This is a genomic window from Streptomyces sp. PA03-6a, assembly GCF_033792765.1.
Lineage (GTDB): Bacteria > Actinomycetota > Actinomycetes > Streptomycetales > Streptomycetaceae > Actinacidiphila.
In genome coordinates, this window is record NZ_JARAVK010000190.1 from 1 (window position 1) to 18048 (window position 18048).

The 18048-nt window shown below is 71.5% G+C and carries 15 protein-coding genes; 8 read left to right on the plus strand and 7 right to left on the minus strand.

Features of this window, described 5'->3' with window-relative positions; all coding sequences use genetic code 11:
• Positions 1–383 precede the first annotated feature (383 nt).
• Genes dcd through PV350_RS33590 form a run of 3 tightly spaced genes read left to right on the plus strand, consistent with a single transcriptional unit; the run spans position 384 to position 2001 of the window.
• Positions 384–959 carry a dCTP deaminase gene (dcd, locus tag PV350_RS33580; protein WP_499512697.1) on the plus strand — a complete coding sequence of 192 codons (576 nt, stop codon included), beginning with the start codon at positions 384–386 and terminating at the stop codon, positions 957–959.
• A gap of 4 nt (positions 960–963) precedes the next feature.
• Positions 964–1476, plus strand: coding sequence for a phosphoribosyltransferase (locus PV350_RS33585; protein ID WP_500337416.1), 513 nt, complete (start codon positions 964–966; stop codon positions 1474–1476).
• A 3-nt stretch (positions 1477–1479) separates the two neighbouring features.
• The gene (locus tag PV350_RS33590) at positions 1480–2001 is read left to right on the plus strand and encodes a hypothetical protein (RefSeq protein WP_500337417.1); all 522 of its coding nucleotides are present in this window, start codon (positions 1480–1482) and stop codon (positions 1999–2001) included.
• A 94-nt stretch (positions 2002–2095) separates the two neighbouring features.
• Here PV350_RS33590 and PV350_RS33595 read toward each other — a convergent pair whose 3' ends face one another.
• The 3 genes from PV350_RS33595 to PV350_RS33605 form a co-directional block, all read right to left on the minus strand.
• Positions 2096–2959, minus strand: coding sequence for a Yip1 family protein (locus PV350_RS33595; RefSeq protein WP_499512679.1), 864 nt, complete (start codon positions 2957–2959; stop codon positions 2096–2098).
• Between the two features lie 102 nt (positions 2960–3061).
• Positions 3062–4528 (minus strand): FG-GAP and VCBS repeat-containing protein, encoded by a 1467-nt coding sequence (locus tag PV350_RS33600; protein WP_500337418.1) that lies wholly within the window; start codon positions 4526–4528, stop codon positions 3062–3064.
• A gap of 199 nt (positions 4529–4727) precedes the next feature.
• Positions 4728–6209 carry an FG-GAP-like repeat-containing protein gene (locus tag PV350_RS33605; RefSeq protein WP_500337419.1) on the minus strand — a complete coding sequence of 494 codons (1482 nt, stop codon included), beginning with the start codon at positions 6207–6209 and terminating at the stop codon, positions 4728–4730.
• Positions 6210–6397: 188 nt separating this feature from the next.
• Between PV350_RS33605 and PV350_RS33610 the strand changes: the two genes are divergently transcribed.
• Positions 6398–7207 (plus strand): thioredoxin domain-containing protein, encoded by an 810-nt coding sequence (locus PV350_RS33610; protein WP_499512676.1) that lies wholly within the window; start codon positions 6398–6400, stop codon positions 7205–7207.
• A 109-nt stretch (positions 7208–7316) separates the two neighbouring features.
• On the opposite strand, the gene PV350_RS33615 is transcribed toward PV350_RS33610, so the two are convergent.
• Entirely contained in the window at positions 7317–9584 is a 2268-nt protein-coding gene (locus PV350_RS33615; protein WP_500337420.1) for a (Fe-S)-binding protein, read from the minus strand.
• Between the two features lie 324 nt (positions 9585–9908).
• Here PV350_RS33615 and dnaK point away from each other — a divergent pair, with 324 nt between their 5' ends.
• The 4 genes from dnaK to PV350_RS33635 are packed head-to-tail and all read left to right on the plus strand — an operon-like array spanning position 9909 to position 14099.
• Entirely contained in the window at positions 9909–11750 is a 1842-nt protein-coding gene (dnaK, locus tag PV350_RS33620) for an Hsp70 family protein (RefSeq protein ID WP_499512674.1), read from the plus strand.
• The gene (gene grpE / locus PV350_RS33625) at positions 11747–12418 is read left to right on the plus strand and encodes a nucleotide exchange factor GrpE (protein WP_499512673.1); all 672 of its coding nucleotides are present in this window, start codon (positions 11747–11749) and stop codon (positions 12416–12418) included. Before dnaK ends, grpE begins: the two co-directional genes overlap by 4 nt.
• Positions 12419–12451: 33 nt before the next feature.
• The gene (dnaJ, locus tag PV350_RS33630; protein WP_499512672.1) at positions 12452–13630 is read left to right on the plus strand and encodes a molecular chaperone DnaJ; all 1179 of its coding nucleotides are present in this window, start codon (positions 12452–12454) and stop codon (positions 13628–13630) included.
• Between the two features lie 4 nt (positions 13631–13634).
• Positions 13635–14099 carry a heat shock protein transcriptional repressor HspR gene (locus tag PV350_RS33635; RefSeq protein WP_361789985.1) on the plus strand — a complete coding sequence of 155 codons (465 nt, stop codon included), beginning with the start codon at positions 13635–13637 and terminating at the stop codon, positions 14097–14099.
• Positions 14100–14118: 19 nt separating this feature from the next.
• Here PV350_RS33635 and PV350_RS33640 read toward each other — a convergent pair whose 3' ends face one another.
• The 3 genes from PV350_RS33640 to PV350_RS33650 all read right to left on the minus strand — a co-directional run bounded on the left by PV350_RS33640 (position 14119) and on the right by PV350_RS33650 (position 17906).
• On the minus strand, positions 14119–14661 hold the full coding sequence (locus PV350_RS33640) for a PIN domain-containing protein (RefSeq protein ID WP_499512671.1): 543 nt from the start codon (positions 14659–14661) through the stop codon (positions 14119–14121).
• Positions 14658–15815, minus strand: coding sequence for an ImmA/IrrE family metallo-endopeptidase (locus tag PV350_RS33645; protein WP_499512670.1), 1158 nt, complete (start codon positions 15813–15815; stop codon positions 14658–14660). Before PV350_RS33645 ends, PV350_RS33640 begins: the two co-directional genes overlap by 4 nt.
• 66 nt (positions 15816–15881) lie before the next feature.
• Positions 15882–17906, minus strand: a complete 2025-nt coding sequence (locus PV350_RS33650) for a PA14 domain-containing protein (protein WP_500337421.1) — start codon at positions 17904–17906, stop codon at positions 15882–15884.
• Between the last annotated feature and the right edge of the window lie 142 nt (positions 17907–18048).

The following is an 18048-nucleotide window of genomic DNA, read 5'->3' on the forward strand; positions in this document are numbered from 1 at the left end:
GGGCGTACGGTGAGGGGGACCCGGGGTGCCTGAGTGGGCGGAGTGCCGCGTGAGGCGGGGGTGGGTTCATCCCCTAATGTGGCTTTCGTCGTTGAGGTACCGGGGAGAAGGGGAGCGATGGATCGCACCGTCGTTCGTTGTGCCGAAGGGCACGTTTTCAGCACCGCCACGTTCCCGATGCAGAACCTGGGCGCCGGAAGGCTCGGCCCCGGGCGCTTGATCAGGTGTCCGCGGTGTGCGCGGCTGCGGAGCGCCGTCCCCGTGGCGGCTGACAGCGGCAAGTAGCCGCGCAGGTCCGGACGCGCAGGTCGGACGTGACGCGGGGCTCCGGGCCGGGTCGGCTCGATTCGGCCCGGAGCCCGGTCCCCGCGTAATCTGCTTGCGTGCTTCTCTCTGACAAGGACATCCGGACCGAGATCGACAACGGGCGGGTCGGGATCGACCCGTACGAGCCGTCGATGGTGCAGCCGTCGAGCATCGACGTCCGGCTGGACCGCTTCTTCCGGGTGTTCGAGAACCACCGGTACCCGCACATCGACCCGGCCGTCGAGCAGCCGGACCTGACGCGGCTGGTGGAGCCGGAGGGGGACGACGCGTTCATCCTCCACCCCGGGGAGTTCGTGCTGGCCTCGACGTACGAGGTGATCTCCCTGCCGGACGACATCGCCTCGCGCCTGGAGGGCAAGTCGAGCCTCGGCCGGCTGGGGCTGCTGACGCACTCGACGGCGGGCTTCATCGACCCCGGTTTCTCGGGGCACGTGACGCTGGAGCTGTCGAACGTCGCCACGCTGCCGATCAAGCTCTGGCCGGGCATGAAGATCGGGCAGCTGTGCCTCTTCCGCCTGACCTCGTCGGCGGAGTTCCCGTACGGCTCGGACAAGTACGGTTCGCGGTACCAGGGGCAGCGGGGGCCGACGCCGTCGCGTTCCTACCTCAACTTCCACCGGACGAAGGTCTGAGCGCATGAGCGGGCCGGCGCCGGAGAACCTGACGTACGAGGCCTTCGGGCAGGCGGTGCGGGACCTGGCGCAGACGGTCGCCGACGACGGCTTCGAGCCGGACCTCGTGCTGTCGATCGCCCGCGGCGGGGTGTTCGTGGCGGGCGGGCTCGCGTACGCGCTCGACTGCAAGAACATCCACCTGGTGAACGTCGAGTTCTACACCGGGGTCGGGACGACGCTGGAGATGCCGGTGATGCTGGCCCCGGTGCCGAACGCGATCGACTTCTCCGACAAGAAGGTGCTGATCGCGGACGACGTCGCCGACACGGGCAAGACGCTCAAGCTCGTCCGCGACTTCTGCGCCGACCACGTCGCCGAGGTGCGCAGCGCGGTGATCTACGAGAAGTCGCACTCGCTCGTGAAGTGCGACTACGTCTGGCGGCGCACCGACGACTGGATCAACTTCCCCTGGAGCGTCCTGCCTCCGGTGCGCGGGGCGGGGGAGCCGATCACCCCGTCGAGGGACGCGCTCTGATCCATGGCCGTGCCGCAGCTGCACTTCGTGGCCGGGTCCTTCGTGAACTTCCGGGACCACGCGTTCCAGGACGCCGGCGGGCACGCGTTCCGCTGGGTCTCCCTCAAGGCGTTCCGTTTCCCGCCCGGGGCGGGTGACCGGGAGCTGCTGGGGGCGCTGATCGCCCACGAGCAGTTCCGCGACGACTACGCGGGGGGCGACGTCGAGCCGGACGGCACGCGCCACGGCCCGTACCGGCTCGACCGCATCAGCCCGGGCGCCTACCGGCCGGTGGCCCCCGCTGACGCGATCCGGACGCTTCGGGGCTGGGCCGCCCGGTACGGCAGGGTCCCCACGTCCCTGGAAGCCGTGCTCGAGGAGCGGGTGCACCGCGTGATCGGCCCCGGGACCGCCTGCCACCGTCTGGCCGACCTGGGCAGGGACGCGTTCCACGACTGGGGCGGTGTGCACTGCGCGTTCCACGAGTACGTCGTCGTCGACCACGCGCACGCGGCCCTGACGCTCCTCGTGGCGGCCGACGACTGAGGCCGCCGGTGGGACATGGGTAAGGGGCGCCACTCCTGGAGTGGCGCCCCTTACCCGTGGTTCCGGTTCCGCGTGCCGGGGTGGCGGGCGGGCCTCAGATCACCGGGAGCTTGAAGAGCACCAGCAGCGCGATCAGCTGGATCGACGCCGCCCCCAGGGCCTTGGGCCACGGGAGGTCGTGGGACTTGGAGACCATGGAGGTCAGCAGGGCGGCGCAGCCGATCCAGGTGGCCCAGCCGAGGAACTGGACGAAGCTGTTGGCGCTGCCCAGGAAGACGGCGAAGACCAGGCGCGGGGCGTCGGTCAGCGAGGTGACGAGCATCGCCAGGCCGATGGTGGGCGCCCAGGCGCCGTCGCCGCCGAGCTGGCGGGCGAGGGCGTTGGTGACGGCGCCGAGCATCAGGCCGCAGAGGATGACGGCGATGGCCGTGCACACCACCCAGGGGACGCTGTTGGAGAGGGTGGCGTCGAGCACGTCCTCGCGGGCGCTGTCGAAGCCGAAGACGGCGAGCAGCCCGTAGAGGAAGGTGACGATCAGGGCGGGGCCCCACACCTGGTAGTCGCGCATCTGCCAGAAGGTGGCGGACGGGCGCATGACGATCCCGCTCAGCAGCTGCTTCCAGCCGAGCCGGGGGCCGGCCGGGGGCGCCATGGTGTGGCCCGCGCGGTAGGTGGACACCTGGTCCGGGTGCTGCGGGGACTGCGCTTCGTAGGGGTCGTAGGCGTCGGGCGCGTCGCCGATGGAGAAGGCGCGGGTGTGCCCGGGGTTGTTGTCGTACGAGGGCGCCGGCGCCGCGGAGCCGCCGAAGTACTCGGGCTCACCCTCGGCGGCCGGTGTGAAGCCGTGGTGGGGCTGCTGCCCGCCCGGCGAGGTGTTCTGCTGCGGGTAGCCGCCGTACTGCTGATGCGGGTGCTGCACGTCCCCGTCCCGTCCGCGTCCGTTCCTGAATCCAGCCACGCCTCGAACGTACCCGTTCGCGGGGGCGGAGGGCGGTGCCCCCCGCCCCCGGAGGGGCATTGCTGCCAAGCTGTGACAGATTCCACGCCCGCGCGTGCGGGGTCAGTTGCCGAAGTTGGCGCCGAACAGGGGGCTTCCGGAGGTGGAGACGCCCACGGTGCTGGGGGCGATCGACAGCGCCCCGCTGGTGCTGATCTTGGTGCCGTCGGAGCGCAGGGCGGTGACGGCGCCGTTGCCGCCGTTCTCGCCGTAGGTGGTGACGGTCAGGTCGGCCTTGCCGTCGCCGTTGACGTCGTCGAGGTGGAGCTCGCCGCCGAACTGGTCGTACTTCTCGTCCGAGCCCGGCACGCCCGCGGTGTTCTGCGTGAAGTACTGGTAGCCGGCCGTGGTGTTGAGCCCGGTCGGCGAGCCGTACAGGAGGGTGACCGAGCCGGCGTCGACGACCCCGTCCAGGTCCTCGCCCGCGGAACCGACGGCGAGGTCCTGGAAGCCGTCGCCGTTGACGTCGCCGAGGTGGAGCTCGCTGCCGAAGGCGTCGCCCTTCTCGGAGCCGCCGGGGATGTTGCCGCTGTCCTGGGTGATGGACGTGGCGCTGCCGGGGCCGGTCGCGGTGCCGTAGACGACCTTGACGGTGCCGCCCTTGACGGAGCCGGGGACGCTGGGCTCGCCGCCCGTGCCCGGGTCCCAGCTGACGCCGATGACGATGTCGCCGTGGCCGTCGCCGTTGACGTCGCCGATGCCGGTGATGACGCCGCCCTGGAGCTTGACGGCGCGCGAGGCGACGAGGCCGGAGGCGGAGCCGGGGAGGTAGTAGTTGGCGTTCCAGCCGTAGTCGCTGGTGGTCTCGTAGCCGTCGACGATCAGGTCGCTCATGCCGTCGCCGTTGACCTCGCCCGCGGTGAGGTTGAGCGGTCCGGTGTCGCCGCCGGACTGGATCGGGGGCTTGACCGTGTAGCGGCCGCCGGAGGTGCCGCTCTTGGTGATGCCGCCCTTGTAGACGTAGACGGTGCTGGCGGAGGAGCCGACGGCGAGGTCGTCCTTGCCGTCGCCGTCGAAGTCGGCGGCCGCGAGGGAGCGGCCCCAGCGGTCGTGGCTGCTGGGCGCGGGGTCGGCGAGGGTGGTGCCCCCGGTGAGGCCCTTCGAGGAGCCCCACAGGATGGTGACCATGCCGCCGTCGACGTCGCTGCCGAGGTCCTCGGAGGCGGCGGCGACGGCCAGGTCGCTGAAGCCGTCGCTGTTGAAGTCGCCGACGGCGGTCATCCAGCCGAAGCCGTCGCCCTTCTCGGCGCCGCCGGGGACGCCGGAGGTGTTCTGGCTGATGACGCTGCGGCGGGCGGCGGTGAGGCCGTTGGAGGAGCCGTAGAGGGCGACGACCTGGCCGGCGCCCTTCAGGCCGCTCACGTAGGCGTTGCCGGCGGAGAAGGCGACGTCGGCGTAGCCGTCGCCGTTGAAGTCCGCCTTGTGGCCGGTGCCGGTGGCGGAGGCGGGGGTCGCCGCGAGGGTGAGGAGGCCGCCGGTGAGCGCGGCGGCTGCGGTCGCCGCGAGGGCGACCCGGGTGCGCTTGTGCATGCGGGTGTACTCCTGTGCATGCGGGGATGCCCGTGGGCATCCGCAGTCTGTGGAGGGGCCGCCGCGCCCGTTCACCCGGTGTTCAGCCGGACGGCGGACGCGGTTGGCACAACTCAGACCCGCGACCATCCCAAACAGTTGCGTGAGAGGCGCAAATTTTTTCGAGTGACCTGTGGGACGTCCGCGCCGCGCACCGGCTTCAGGAGCAGAGCGTGGCCCCGAAGGCGAGGCCGCCGGTCGGCCGGGGCAGCCCGAGTCCGGCCGCGGTGAAGGTGGCCGAACCGGTGGCGGTGATGCCGGAGGCGGTGCCGCGGAAGGTCCACACGCGGCCGCTGCCCGCGTCCTCGCCGGGGGCGGCGACGGAGAGGTCGGCGCGGCCGTCGCGGTTCAGGTCGCGCAGCAGGAGGCCGCATCCGGAGGTGCCGCCGAAGCCGTCGCCGCGCTCGTTGCCCCCGGGCACGCCCGCCGAGTCCTGGTGGAGGGTCCGGGCCCCGGTGGCGGTCAGGCCGGAGGGGGAGCCGGGCAGGACGGTCACGCTGCCCGCGTCGGCCACCGTGCCGACGTCCTCGCCGGGCACGCCGACCGCGAGGTCCGCGCGGCCGTCGCCGGTGAGGTCCGCCGCCGCCAGGGCCGCCCCGAAGCGGTCGCCGGCCTCGTCGCTGCCGGGTACGCCCGCCGTGCCCTGGGCGAGGTCCACCGGGGGCCGCGTGGCGGCCGGGCCCTGGGCGCTGCCGTACAGGACGCGGACGATGCCGCCGGTACGGGTGGGCAGCGGGTGCTCGGGCACCCACGGCTCCTCGGTGTCGTGGATGCCGAAGCCCGCGCCGCCGACGGCGACGTCCGCGCGGCCGTCCCCGTCGAAGTCGCCGACCGCCAGGGCCTCGCCCGTGGTCTCGCCGTACCAGGACGGCGCCCGGACGAGGCCGGCCGCGGTGCCGCGCAGATAGGCGGTGCCGCCGCCGTCGAGGCCGTTGTACGCCACGGCCGCGTCCGTCCTGCCGTCGCCGTCGATGTCGCCGACCGCGAGGCGGATGCGCCCGACGAAGTGCGGGATGCCGTCATCGGTGACGGTGGTGAGGGCGGCCGGTGCCCGGCCGGGGGCGAACGGGCCGAGGGCCACGGAGAGGCCCCCGCTCTCGTCGCCCCGGTTGCCGGTGATGATGTCGAGCCGCCCGTCGCCGTTGACGTCCGCCGCGGCCAGGCCGGCGAAGCCCGTGCCCTTGTAGGCGCCCGAGCCGGGCAGGGACGTGCCGCGCGTGAAGCCGGAGGAGCCGCCCCACAGGATGGTGATGCGGCCGGTGTCCTCCAGGGCGGACGCGTTCTCGCCCGGCGCGACGACGATCAGGTCCGCGTAGCCGTTCCTGTCGAGGTCGCCGCTGGCCAGGCGGGCCCCGAACCGGTCGCCGGTCTCGGAGGAGCCGGGGATGCCCGCGGTGGACTGGCTGACGGTGCGGCGGGCGGAGGTGCGGGGGCCGCCGGCCGACCCGGGGACCACGGCGACGTACCCGGCGGCCGTCCTGCCGCCCGCGGTCCCTCCCGGCACGCCGATCGCCAGGTCGGGGTAGCCGTCGCCGTTGAAGTCGTACGGCTTGGCGGGCGTGGCGGCCCCGGCCGCCTGGGAGGGCAGGGCGAGGCAGGCTGCCGTCGCGGTGAGGGCGAGGGCGAGGACGCGAACGCGCACGGCGGCTCCCATCGGTGCGGAACAGGTGACTGTGTGACAGGCCGGGTGGACGGAAGGTTGTGTCCGGGTGCACCCGGGGCGAACACCCGCGCGGGGGGATGCCGGCGGGCCGGTCGCGCGGTTGGGCATACGGGCCGGTGAAGCCCTACCGTTCGGGGCGGAACGGATCCGAAGGGACGGAAGTGCCGATGGTTGTCAGGGCCGTACGGAATGCCGCGCGCGGGACCGCGCGCACCTCAGCGCGTGCCGCGGTGGGCGCGGCGGTCGCGGGGTTGCTGACCCTCGCGGTGACGGGGTGCGGGCTGCTGACGACCGACTCCGGTTCGCCGGACGCGCCGGCCGCGGCGAGCTCCCCCGCCGCCTCGTCCGCCGTGGGCGGCGTGCCGGTGAAGCCGGACCCCGCGGTGCTGGCCGCGCTGCCGGCCCGTCTGGAGGCGGACGGGACGACGATCACGGTGGGCGACCCGGCGGCGCCGAAGACCGTCCACATCTACGAGGACCCGCGCTGCCCGATCTGCAAGGCGTTCGAGACGGCCGCCGGTCCGCAGCTGGCGGCGCTGGCGAAGGCCGGTGAGGTCAAACTGCAGTACACCCTGGCCTCGTTCCTGGACGAGAACCTCAAGGGCAGCGGCTCGAAGAAGGCCGCGGGCGCCCTGCGCGCGTCCGTCGAGGCGGGTACCGGGGCCTTCGCGACCTACCACGAGCTGCTCTACGCCAACCAGCCGCAGGAGCAGGTGGACGGGTTCACCGACGCGTACCTGCTGGAGCTCGCCGGCAAGGTGAAGGGGTTGCGCGGGGCGGCCTTCGACACGGCGGTGCGCAAGCAGTCGTACGGGGACTTCGTGACCGCCTCCGAGGAGGCCTTCGTCAAGAGCGGTGCCACGGGTACCCCGTACGTGAAGATCGACGGCACGGCGGTGTCCCAGGCCGACCTGCAGAAGCTGTTCGACCCCGCCTCCTTCGCCGCGCTGCTGCGGCAGTCCGGCATCGGCGGCTGAGGGCGCCGGGGGAGCGGGAAGAGCACACGAACGCCGGTGGGCGCGTACGGGATCCGTACGCGCCCACCGGCGTTCCCCGGTCCGTCCGCGGACCGGGCTGCTCCACGTGCTACTTCGCGGGCTCCGGCTGCGGCTCGCTCGCCGTCTCCGGCTCGCCGTCGGGGTCGAGCGGGGTCCTGACCGAGTCCAGCAGCAGCTGGGAGACGTCGACGACCTGCAGCGACTCCTTGGCCTTGCCCTCGTTCTTCCGGCCGTTGACGGAGTCGGAGAGCATCACCAGGCAGAACGGGCAGGCGGTGGAGACGATGTCCGGGTTGAGGGACAGCGCCTCGTCCACGCGCTCGTTGTTGATGCGCTTGCCGATCCGCTCCTCCATCCACATGCGGGCGCCGCCGGCGCCGCAGCAGAAGCCGCGCTCCTTGTGGCGGTGCATCTCCTCGTTCCGCAGGCCCGGCACCTTGGCGATGATCTCGCGCGGAGGCGTGTAGACCTTGTTGTGGCGGCCCAGGTAGCAGGGGTCGTGGTACGTGATGATGCCCTCGACCGGGGTGACGGGGACGAGCTTGCCCTCGTCGACCAGGTGCTGCAGCAGCTGGGTGTGGTGGATGACCTCGTACTCGCCGCCGAGCTGCGGGTACTCGTTCGCCAGGGTGTTGAAGCAGTGCGGGCAGGTGGCGACGATCTTCTTCTGCGCCTTCGGCTTCCTGGTCGACTCGTCCTCGTCGTCCTCGCCGAAGGCCATGTTCAGCATGGCGACGTTCTCGGCGCCGAGCTGCTGGAAGAGGAACTCGTTGCCCAGGCGGCGGGCGGAGTCACCGGTGCAGTTCTCCTCGCCGCCCATGATCGCGAACTTGACGCCCGCGATGTTCAGCAGCTCGGCGAAGGCCTTGGTGGTCTTCTTGGCGCGGTCCTCCAGGGAGCCGGCGCAGCCGACCCAGTACAGGTACTCCACCTCGGTGAGGTCCTCGATGTCCTCGCCCACGACGGGGACCTCGAAGTCGACCTCCTTGACCCAGGCGAGCCGCTGCTTCTTGGGCAGGCCCCAGGGGTTGCCCTTCTTCTCCAGGTTCTTGAGCATCGTGCCCGCCTCGGACGGGAACGATGACTCGATCATGACCTGGTAGCGGCGCATGTCGACGATGTGGTCGATGTGCTCGATGTCCACCGGGCACTGCTCGACGCAGGCGCCGCAGGTGGTGCAGGACCACAGGACGTCCGGGTCGATGACGCCGTTCTCCTCGGCGGTGCCGATCAGCGGGCGCTCGGCCTCCGCGAGGGCCGCCGCGGGGACGTCCTTCAGCTGCTCCTCGGAGGCCTTCTCCTCGCCCTCCGCGGTCTTGCCGCCGCCGGCGAGCAGGTACGGCGCCTTGGCGTGCGCGTGGTCGCGCAGCGACATGATCAGCAGCTTCGGGGAGAGCGGCTTGCCGGTGTTCCAGGCGGGGCACTGCGACTGGCAGCGGCCGCACTCGGTGCAGGTGGAGAAGTCGAGGATGCCCTTCCAGGAGAACTGCTCCACCTGGCTGACCCCGAAGACGTCGTCCTCGCCCGGGTCCTCGAAGTCGATCGGCTTGCCGCCGGAGGCCATGGGGAGCAGGGCGCCGAGCGCCACGGCGCCGTCGGCGTTCCGCTTGAACCAGATGTTGGGGAAGGCCAGGAAGCGGTGCCAGGCGACGCCCATGTCGGTCTTGAGGGCGACCGTGATCATCCAGATGAAGGAGGTCCCGATCTTGATCATCGCGGTCAGGTAGACCAGGTTCTGCAGCGTGCCGACGCTCAGCCCCTTGAAGGCCGCGACCAGCGGGTACGAGGCGAAGTAGGCGGCCTCGTAGCCGTGCACCTCCGCCAGGGCGCCCTCCAGGCCGCGCAGCGTCATGATCGCGAGGCCGATGATGAGGATGACGGACTCGACGAAGTAGGCCTGGCCGGTGTTGGAGCCCGCGAAGCGGGACTTGCGGCCCGCCCGGCCCGGCCGTGACAGCTGGCGGATCACGATGAGCGTGAGGATGCCGAGCGTGGTCATCAGGCCGATGAACTCGACGAACACCTCGTACGGCAGCCAGTGGCCGATGACCGGCAGCATCCAGTCGGCCTGGAAGAGCTGGCCGAAGGCGTTCACCAGGGTGAGCACGAGGGAGAAGAAGCCGACGGCGACGAACCAGTGGGCGACGCCGACGACGCCCCAGCGGTTCATCCGGGTGTGGCCGAGGAACTCCCGGACCACCGTGACGGTGCGTGCGCGCCAGTCGTCCGTACGGGTGTCCGCGGGGACGTCCTGGCCCAGTCGTACGAACCGGTAGATCTGGGCGATGGCGCGGCTGAACAGCGCAACGCCGACCACGGCGAGTACCAGCGACACGGTGATCGCGGCGAGTTGCATGAGGGGGCTCCTCGGACCTGCGAGAGCGGAGGCTCGGGGCTGACGCCCGGCTGCCTACTAAGCAGTAACTTATTCGGTTCTCCTGAGACTACCCAGTATCGGCGCACGTGCGCAGCCGTGCCGCCGGTGATCTGTGTCGCTGAGGCGTGCCTTCCCTTGACGTAGGAGCGGTCCGGCGGCCGCGCGGTCGCTCGCCGTGGCCGTCCGTGCGCGGAGGGCTGGCCCATAAGTTGAGTCGCCACGACTCAGGTCTGTTGACAGGGTGAGAGCTGTGAGGCACCCTTGAGCCAGTTCCACTCAAGTAGGCAGCTGGAGGATTCCACCATGGCACGTGCGGTCGGCATCGACCTGGGCACGACTAACTCCGTCGTCAGCGTTCTCGAAGGCGGCGAGCCCACCGTCATCACCAACGCCGAGGGTGCCAGGACCACGCCGTCCGTCGTCGCCTTCGCCAAGAACGGCGAGGTGCTCGTCGGCGAGGTCGCCAAGCGCCAGGCCGTGACCAACGTCGACAGGACCGTCCGGTCGGTCAAGCGCCACATGGGCACCGACTGGAAGATCAACCTGGACGGCAAGGACTTCAACCCGCAGCAGATGAGCGCCTTCATCCTGCAGAAGCTGAAGCGGGACGCGGAGGCATACCTCGGCGAGAAGGTCACCGACGCGGTCATCACGGTCCCGGCGTACTTCAACGACTCCGAGCGCCAGGCGACCAAGGAGGCCGGCGAGATCGCGGGCCTGAACGTCCTGCGCATCGTCAACGAGCCCACGGCCGCCGCCCTGGCGTACGGCCTGGACAAGGACGACCAGACCATCCTCGTCTTCGACCTCGGTGGCGGCACCTTCGACGTCTCGCTGCTGGAGATCGGCGACGGCGTCGTCGAGGTGAAGGCCACCAACGGCGACAACCACCTCGGTGGTGACGACTGGGACCAGCGCATCGTCGACTACCTGGTGAAGCAGTTCGCCTCGGGTCACGGCGTGGACCTGTCCAAGGACAAGATGGCGCTGCAGCGTCTGCGCGAGGCCGCCGAGAAGGCGAAGATCGAGCTGTCCTCGTCCACCGAGACCTCGATCAACCTGCCCTACATCACGGCCTCCGCCGAGGGCCCGCTGCACCTGGACGAGAAGCTCACCCGCGCCCAGTTCCAGCAGCTGTCCACGGACCTGCTGGAGCGCTGCAAGATCCCGTTCCACAACGTGATCAAGGACGCGGGCATCCAGCTCTCCGAGATCGACCACGTCGTCCTCGTCGGCGGCTCGACCCGTATGCCCGCCGTCGCCGAGCTCGTCAAGGAGCTGACCGGCGGTCAGGACGCCAACAAGGGTGTCAACCCGGACGAGGTCGTCGCCATCGGCGCCGCCCTCCAGGCCGGTGTCCTCAAGGGCGAGGTCAAGGACGTCCTGCTGCTGGACGTCACCCCGCTGTCCCTCGGTATCGAGACCAAGGGCGGCATCATGACCAAGCTGATCGAGCGCAACACCACGATCCCGACCAAGCGCTCGGAGATCTTCACCACGGCCGAGGACAACCAGCCGTCGGTGCAGATCCAGGTCTACCAGGGCGAGCGCGAGATCGCGGCGTACAACAAGAAGCTCGGCATGTTCGAGCTGACCGGTCTGCCGCCGGCCCCGCGCGGCATCCCGCAGATCGAGGTCGCCTTCGACATCGACGCCAACGGCATCATGCACGTCTCCGCCAAGGACCTCGGTACCGGCAAGGAGCAGCGCATGACCGTCACCGGTGGCTCCGCGCTGCCGAAGGACGACATCGACCGCATGATGCGCGAGGCCGAGCAGTACGCGGAGGAGGACCACAAGCGCCGCGAGTCCGCCGAGACCCGCAACCAGGCCGAGCAGCTGGTCTACCAGACCGAGAAGTTCCTCAAGGACAACGAGGACAAGGTCCCCGGTGACGTCAAGACCGAGGTCGAGGCCGCCGTCGCGGACCTGAAGGAGAAGCTGAAGGGCGAGGACTCCGCCGCCATCCGCGAGGCGACCGAGAAGGTCGCCGCCACCTCGCAGAAGCTGGGCCAGGCGCTGTACGCCAACGCCCAGGCCGAGGGCGGCGCGGCCGGTGCCGCGGGCGGTGCCCAGCCCCAGGCCGACGACGACGTCGTCGACGCCGAGATCGTCGACGAGGACAAGAAGGACGGTGCCGCGTGACGGAGGAGACCCCGGGCTTCGAGCAGGAGCCTGACGTCCCCTCTGCCGAGGCCGGTTCCACCTCGCCGGGGGACTCCCCCGGCGAGGCGGGGCCCGGCGCCGGGTCCGCCGACCAGGCGGGCCCGGCGGCCCCGGCCGGGGACGCCAACGCCAACGTCGCTCTGCAGGCGCAGCTGGACCAGGTGCGCACGGCGCTCGGTGAGCGCACGGCGGACCTCCAGCGGCTCCAGGCGGAGTACCAGAACTACCGCCGCCGGGTGGAGCGGGACCGGATCGCGGTCCGCGAGATCGCGATCGCGAACCTGCTGACCGAGCTGCTCCCGGTGCTCGACGACATCGGCCGCGCCCGGGACCACAAGGAGCTGGTCGGCGGGTTCAAGTCGGTCGGCGAGTCCCTGGAGACGGTCGTCGCCAAGATGGGGCTGCAGCAGTTCGGCAAGGAGGGCGAGCCCTTCGACCCGCTGGTGCACGAGGCCCTGATGCACAGTTACTCGCCGGACGTCACGCAGACGACCTGCGTGCAGATCCTGCAGCCCGGGTATCGCATCGGTGAACGCACCATCCGCCCCGCGCGGGTGGCCGTCGCCGAGCCCCAGCCGGGCTCGCAGGGCACGCAGAAGAACGACGACACGGCGGACGAGGAGAACGGTGGCCCCGAACAGGGCTGACGTGGGTAGCGCACGGAAGGAGGGACGCCGGGGATGAGCATCAGCAGGGACTTGTTCGAGAAGGATCTCTACAAGGTCCTCGGCGTCCCGAAGGACGCCACCGAGGCGGAGATCAAGAAGGCGTACCGGAAGCTCGCCCGCGAGTTCCACCCGGACGCCAACAAGGGCGACGCCAAGGCCGAGGAGCGCTTCAAGGAGATCTCCGAGGCCAACGACGTCCTGTCGGACCCCAAGCGCCGCAAGGAGTACGACGAGGGCCGCGCCCTCTTCGGCAACGGCGGCTTCCGCACCGGCCCGGCCGGCCCGGGCGGGTTCGGCTTCGACCTCGGTGACCTCTTCGGCGGCGGCCCCGGCGGCACCACCACCCAGGGCGGCGGCTTCGGCGGCGGCCTCGGCGACGTGTTCGGCGGTCTGTTCAACCGCGGCGCCGGTACGACCCGTACGCAGCCGCGGCGCGGCCAGGACATCGAGACCGAGGTGACGCTGAAGTTCACCGAGGCGGTGGACGGCGCCACCGTGCCGCTGAAGATGACCAGCCAGGCCCCCTGCAAGGCCTGCTCCGGCACCGGCGACAAGAACGGCACGCCCCGGGTGTGCCCGACCTGCGTCGGCACCGGCCAGGTCTCGCGCGGCGGCAGCGGCAGCTTCTCGCTCACCGACCCGTGCACGGACTGCAAGGGCCGCGGCCTGATCGCGCAGGACCCCTGCGAGGTCTGCAGCGGCAGCGGCCGGGCCCGTTCGGCGCGGACCATGCAGGTCCGCATCCCGGCAGGTGTCACCGACGGGCAGCGCATCCGGCTGCGCGGCAAGGGCGCGCCGGGCGAGCGCGGCGGCCCGGGCGGCGACCTGTACGTCACCGTGCACGTCGACGCGCACCCGGTGTTCGGACGCAAGGGCGACAACCTCACCGTCACCGTGCCCGTCACCTTCGTGGAGGCGGCGCTGGGCGGGGAGATCAAGGTGCCGACGCTCGGCGGTCCCGCCGTGACCCTCAAGCTGCCCCCCGGCACGCCCAACGGGCGTACGCTGCGGGCCCGCGGCAAGGGCGCGGTCCGCAAGGACGGCACCCGCGGGGACCTGCTGGTCACGATCGAGGTCGCGGTCCCGGCGACCACCGAGGGCAAGGCGCTGGACGCCCTGGAGGCCTACCGGGAGGCGACCGCGGACGACGACCCGCGGGCAGAGCTGTTCGATGCCGCGAAGGGAGTCTGAGCCGATGAACACGAGCGGCGGCATGCGTGGCGGTCGGGGCCGCAACCCGTACGAGCTGACCGACGAGTCGCCCGTCTACGTCATCTCGGTGGCGGCCCAGCTCTCCGGGCTGCACCCGCAGACCCTGCGCCAGTACGACCGCCTCGGCCTGGTCTCGCCCGACCGCACGGCCGGGCGCGGCCGCCGCTATTCGGCTCGTGACATCGAACTCCTGCGCGAGGTCCAGCGCCTCTCCCAGGACGAGGGCATCAACCTGGCCGGCATCAAGCGCATCATCGAACTGGAGAACCAGGTGGCGGCCCTGCAGTCGCGGGTCGCCGAGCTCTCCGCGGCCCTGGAGGGCGCGGCGGCGGCCATGCAGCAGCGTGAGGCCGCCGTCCACGCCTCGTACCGGCGTGACCTGGTGCCCTACCAGGACGTCCAGCAGACCTCCGCGCTGGTGGTGTGGCGCCCCAAGCGGCCGGAGTGACCGCCCGCCGTCCGTCCCGCTAGGCCAGCAGGTCCGCGGGGCCGCGCGAGACGCGGTGCAGATGGCGCCCCGAGGCGATCATCGCCTCCAGCAGCCGATGGCCCTCCGCCGCGGGGACGAGCCCTCCGGCGCACGCCTCCCGTACGAGGTCGAAGGTCTCCTTGGTGCTGATGCCCCGCCGGCGCGCGAAGTCGCGGGCCGAGCGGTCGTCGGTGATCCAGACCGAGCCCCGGAACTCACGGCGCCGGGTGATCAGCACGCACGTCTCGGCCTCGCCGAGGTGCTTGGTCGGCAGGTGGGACGAGCCGCCGAAGACCGCCCGGCGCAGCCGGTCGACCTCCCGCAGCTCGGCGTCGTCGCTGATCTCCACGGGCTCGCCGAGCCACCCGGCCTCCGCCAGCCCGGCCAGCCTTGGCAGGAACCGCGCGGAACGGCCCGCCTCCCAGGCCACGGCCTGGGTCCAGCGGCCGCGGCCGTCCAGCACCTTCTCCAGCAGGAGCAGCCGGTCGACGGCCGCGAAGTTGCACAGGACGGTGTTGTCGGGGAACCACCACGTGGTCATGGCTGGAAGACCGGATCCCCTTCTTCCGCGTCCTGTTGCTCGATGCCGTTGCCCGGGGGCGGTTCGGGCGCGAGGAGGTCGTGCAGCCGCTCCACGTCGGTGCCCAGCAGCTCGGCCAGCGGACGCAGGGTCGTCTCCCCCGCCAGGTAGGCCTTGTACAACTCCGAGGCGACACGGGGCGGGAAGCGCTCCGCCGAGGCCTGCGAGGCCTGCTTCTGGTAGTCGTCGCCGGCGCCCGCGAGCAGGTGGCAGGCCTCCGTGGTGAGGGCGCGCAGCTGTTTGCGGCGTGCCGCGTCGATGAGTCCCAGTTGGTGCAACCGGGCCGCCAGCGCGCTCGGCGACACCCGGAAGCGCACGACGAGCCGCTCGAATCCGGCGTCCGAGAGCCCGCCCTCCGCCGTCGCGGCCTGCGTCAACTCGCGCGTGGGCATCAGCAGATGCGACGCGAAGACGTTGGCCCTGACCTCGGCCAGGTCCTTCTGCCGGCCGGGGGCGACCCGGGACTCCACGACCACGCTCCTCGCGTCCCTGGCGAGGATGTGGCAGAGCTCGTGGGCCAGCGTGAAGCGCTGCCGCGTCCACAGGTCGGTGGGCGCGAGGAGGACGAGGCGGAAGGAGTCGGCCTGCCACGCCAGGCCGTCCACACCCTGGGGAAGCCCGGTGATGGCGACGTCCACCCCGAAGCGGTCCTCCACCGCCGCGATCAGCTCGTCCGTGCCCGTCCCCGAGGCCGGCAGCAGCTCCAGCACCTCGGCCGCCAGCCGCTCGCCCTGCGCCGCGTACCGCTCCGGCGCCGGGTCGACCTCGGGCACGGCGGGCAACTGCCTTGTGCGGCCCAGCAGCTCCAGCACCTCGAAGGCGTCGGCGAACCGCGCCGCGACCTCCTGCGCCCCCACCGGGTCGGCGGTGGTGTCGCCCCGGGTACGGGCCGCGAGCGCGGGGCGCAGCGGCTCGTTACCGGTCAGCAGCCAGTCCACGCTCGTGCCGCCCGCCTCCGCGATCAGCGCCAGGTCGAGCGAGGTGAAACGGCGGATCCCGCTCAGCGACTTCGACAGCTTGTCGGGCGTGAGCCCGACCGACCGGGCGAAGGCGGCCTGGGTCATCGCCGCCGCGTCCATCACGGTGCGTACGCGCTCGATGACATACGGGTCCATGCGTACAGAGTAAGGCGGGCCTTGCGATAATCGCAAGGCCCGCCCTTTTCCGGCTGTCCCGGGGCGTTACGGTGTCACGATCGCGTAGGCCCCTCCGGGCAGCGACTCCGTTCCGTCCCCGTGCACGGCGCGCACCCAGTAGAAGTGGGTGGTGCCGCGGGCGGCGGTGGTGTCGGTCCAGGCGGTGGCGGTGACCGGCTCCGGGGTGAGGCTCTCGTAGCGGCCGGTGTCGCGGTCCCAGCGGTAGACGAGGTAACCGACGGCGTCGGCCACGTCTCCCCATCCCAGCCGCACGCCGTCGCTGACGCCGGCGGCGGTCAAGCGGACCGGGGAGCCCTCGGGGGTCTCCACGGACGGGGTGAGGTCGAGCTCGGTGAACTCCACCACATGGGCGTCGTGTTCCGAGAGGAAGAAGGAGTTGCCCCAGATGTCCTGGGCGTCGACGAAGTAGCAGCCCTTCTCGCCGTCGGGCAGCCGCTCGGCGAGGTACTCGGTGGTGCCCGGGCTCAGCCACTCGACCGCGTGGGCGTCGTAGCAGACCCGCTCCTCCTCGTCCTCGTACAGCTCACCGCGGTAGACCGCGTAACGGGCGAGGTCCGGCTCGGTGTTGGGGTCCCAGTGCAGGCGCACCCCGTACTCGGTCGGCACGACGGTCAGGCTGGTGACCTTGGCCGGGGGCTCCTCGTCGCCCGGCACAGCGAAGGCGGCCTCGTTCGAGGGTGCCGAAGCGACGCCGTCGGCGCTCTGTATGACGGCGTAGTGGTAGGTCACGCCGCGCCGCAGGGAGTTGCTGGTGTCGGTGCAGCTGTACCGCACCGGGTCCGAGCCGAGGTTGCCCTCGTGATTGACCGTGCAGGCGACGGGGGTCGCGGTGGCCGGGTTTACCGGCGAGGTGGTCGAGCGGTACACGGTGTACGTTCCGACGGCCTGCGCCCTGGGGAGGCTCCAGGTCAGCTTGACGCCGAGGAGGTTCTCCAGAGGGGTAGCCGCCACGTCACGGGGTGCGTCCGGCCGGATCACCAGTTGGGCCGCGCCCGCGGACGCGGACTTCGCGGAAGCATTGCCCGCGGCGTCCACCGCGGCGACGGCGTAGACGTACGTCGTCTTGGCGGCGGCCGTCGTGTCGGTGTACGACGCGGCCGACGGGGTGCCGATCTGCGTCCACGGGCCCGCCGCCGACGTTGACCGGTAGACCCCGTACTGCTTGGCGTCCGACACCGCGTTCCAGGTCAGGGCGTAGCCCTTGCCGTCGGCGGTCACCGCGGCCTTCAGACCGGTCGGCGTGGCCGGGGCCTGTTCGTCGATCGACGTGACGGTGACCGCGGCCGACATCGCGGAGGCGTTGCCCGCCTTGTCGACCGAGGTGACCGCGTAGGAGTACTTCGCCCCCGTGGCGGCCGGCAGGTCGCGGTAGGACGGCGTGGTCACGAGCGCGCTGCCGCCGATCCGTGCCCAGGCGCCGGTGCCGGTGCGCCGGTAGACCCGGTAACCGGCCAGGTCCATCTCGGCGTTCCTGGTCCATGCGAGCGTGAAGGCGTGGCCGCTGGCCGGGGCCTTGAGGCCGGTGGGTGCCAGCGGCTTGGTCTTGTCCACGGACGCCGAAGTGCGCGGCGCGTAGGTGAACTTGACGTTGGCGCTGCCCTTGAACGCGGCGAAGTCGACGCGGAGGGTGTGCTTGCCCTTGGGGATCGTGAGGTTGAGCGTCTTGGTGCGGGTGGTGGAGACGTCCTTCCAGAGGTCGATCTTGCGGGTGCCGTCGAGGTACACGCGGATGCCGTCGCGGGCCGCGGCGGTGAACGTGAAGGGGCCGCCGGAGCCGAAGTCGCGGCTGAGGTTCCAGCGGACGCCGAAGTTGTCCTTGGGCAGGGTGACGCCCGCGGGGTCGCCGGTGCCGTAGTTCTCGTTGATCGAGGTGTCGCAGGCGGTCTTCTTCGGGGTGCCCTTGAAGGTGGTGTTCGCGTAGTACGACGCGACCCACACCCCGGTGGAGCAGGTGGTCGCCGCGTGGGCGGCGCCGGCCGGCAGCGCGAGGCCGGCGGCGGTCGTTGCGAGCGCGAGCGCGGTGGCGCGGGCGCGTATGGATGTGGTCAAAGATCCCTCCCTGAGGAGTGAAATCCTGGCAGGCCCCGAACACCCGTGCCAAGTCGATTCGGTTGCTCGTGATCAGGCCGTGCCGTCCCGGTCCCGCGTCCGCCGAAGGGGTGGCCTCCCGTGGCGGGGCGGGCGTGTGGGG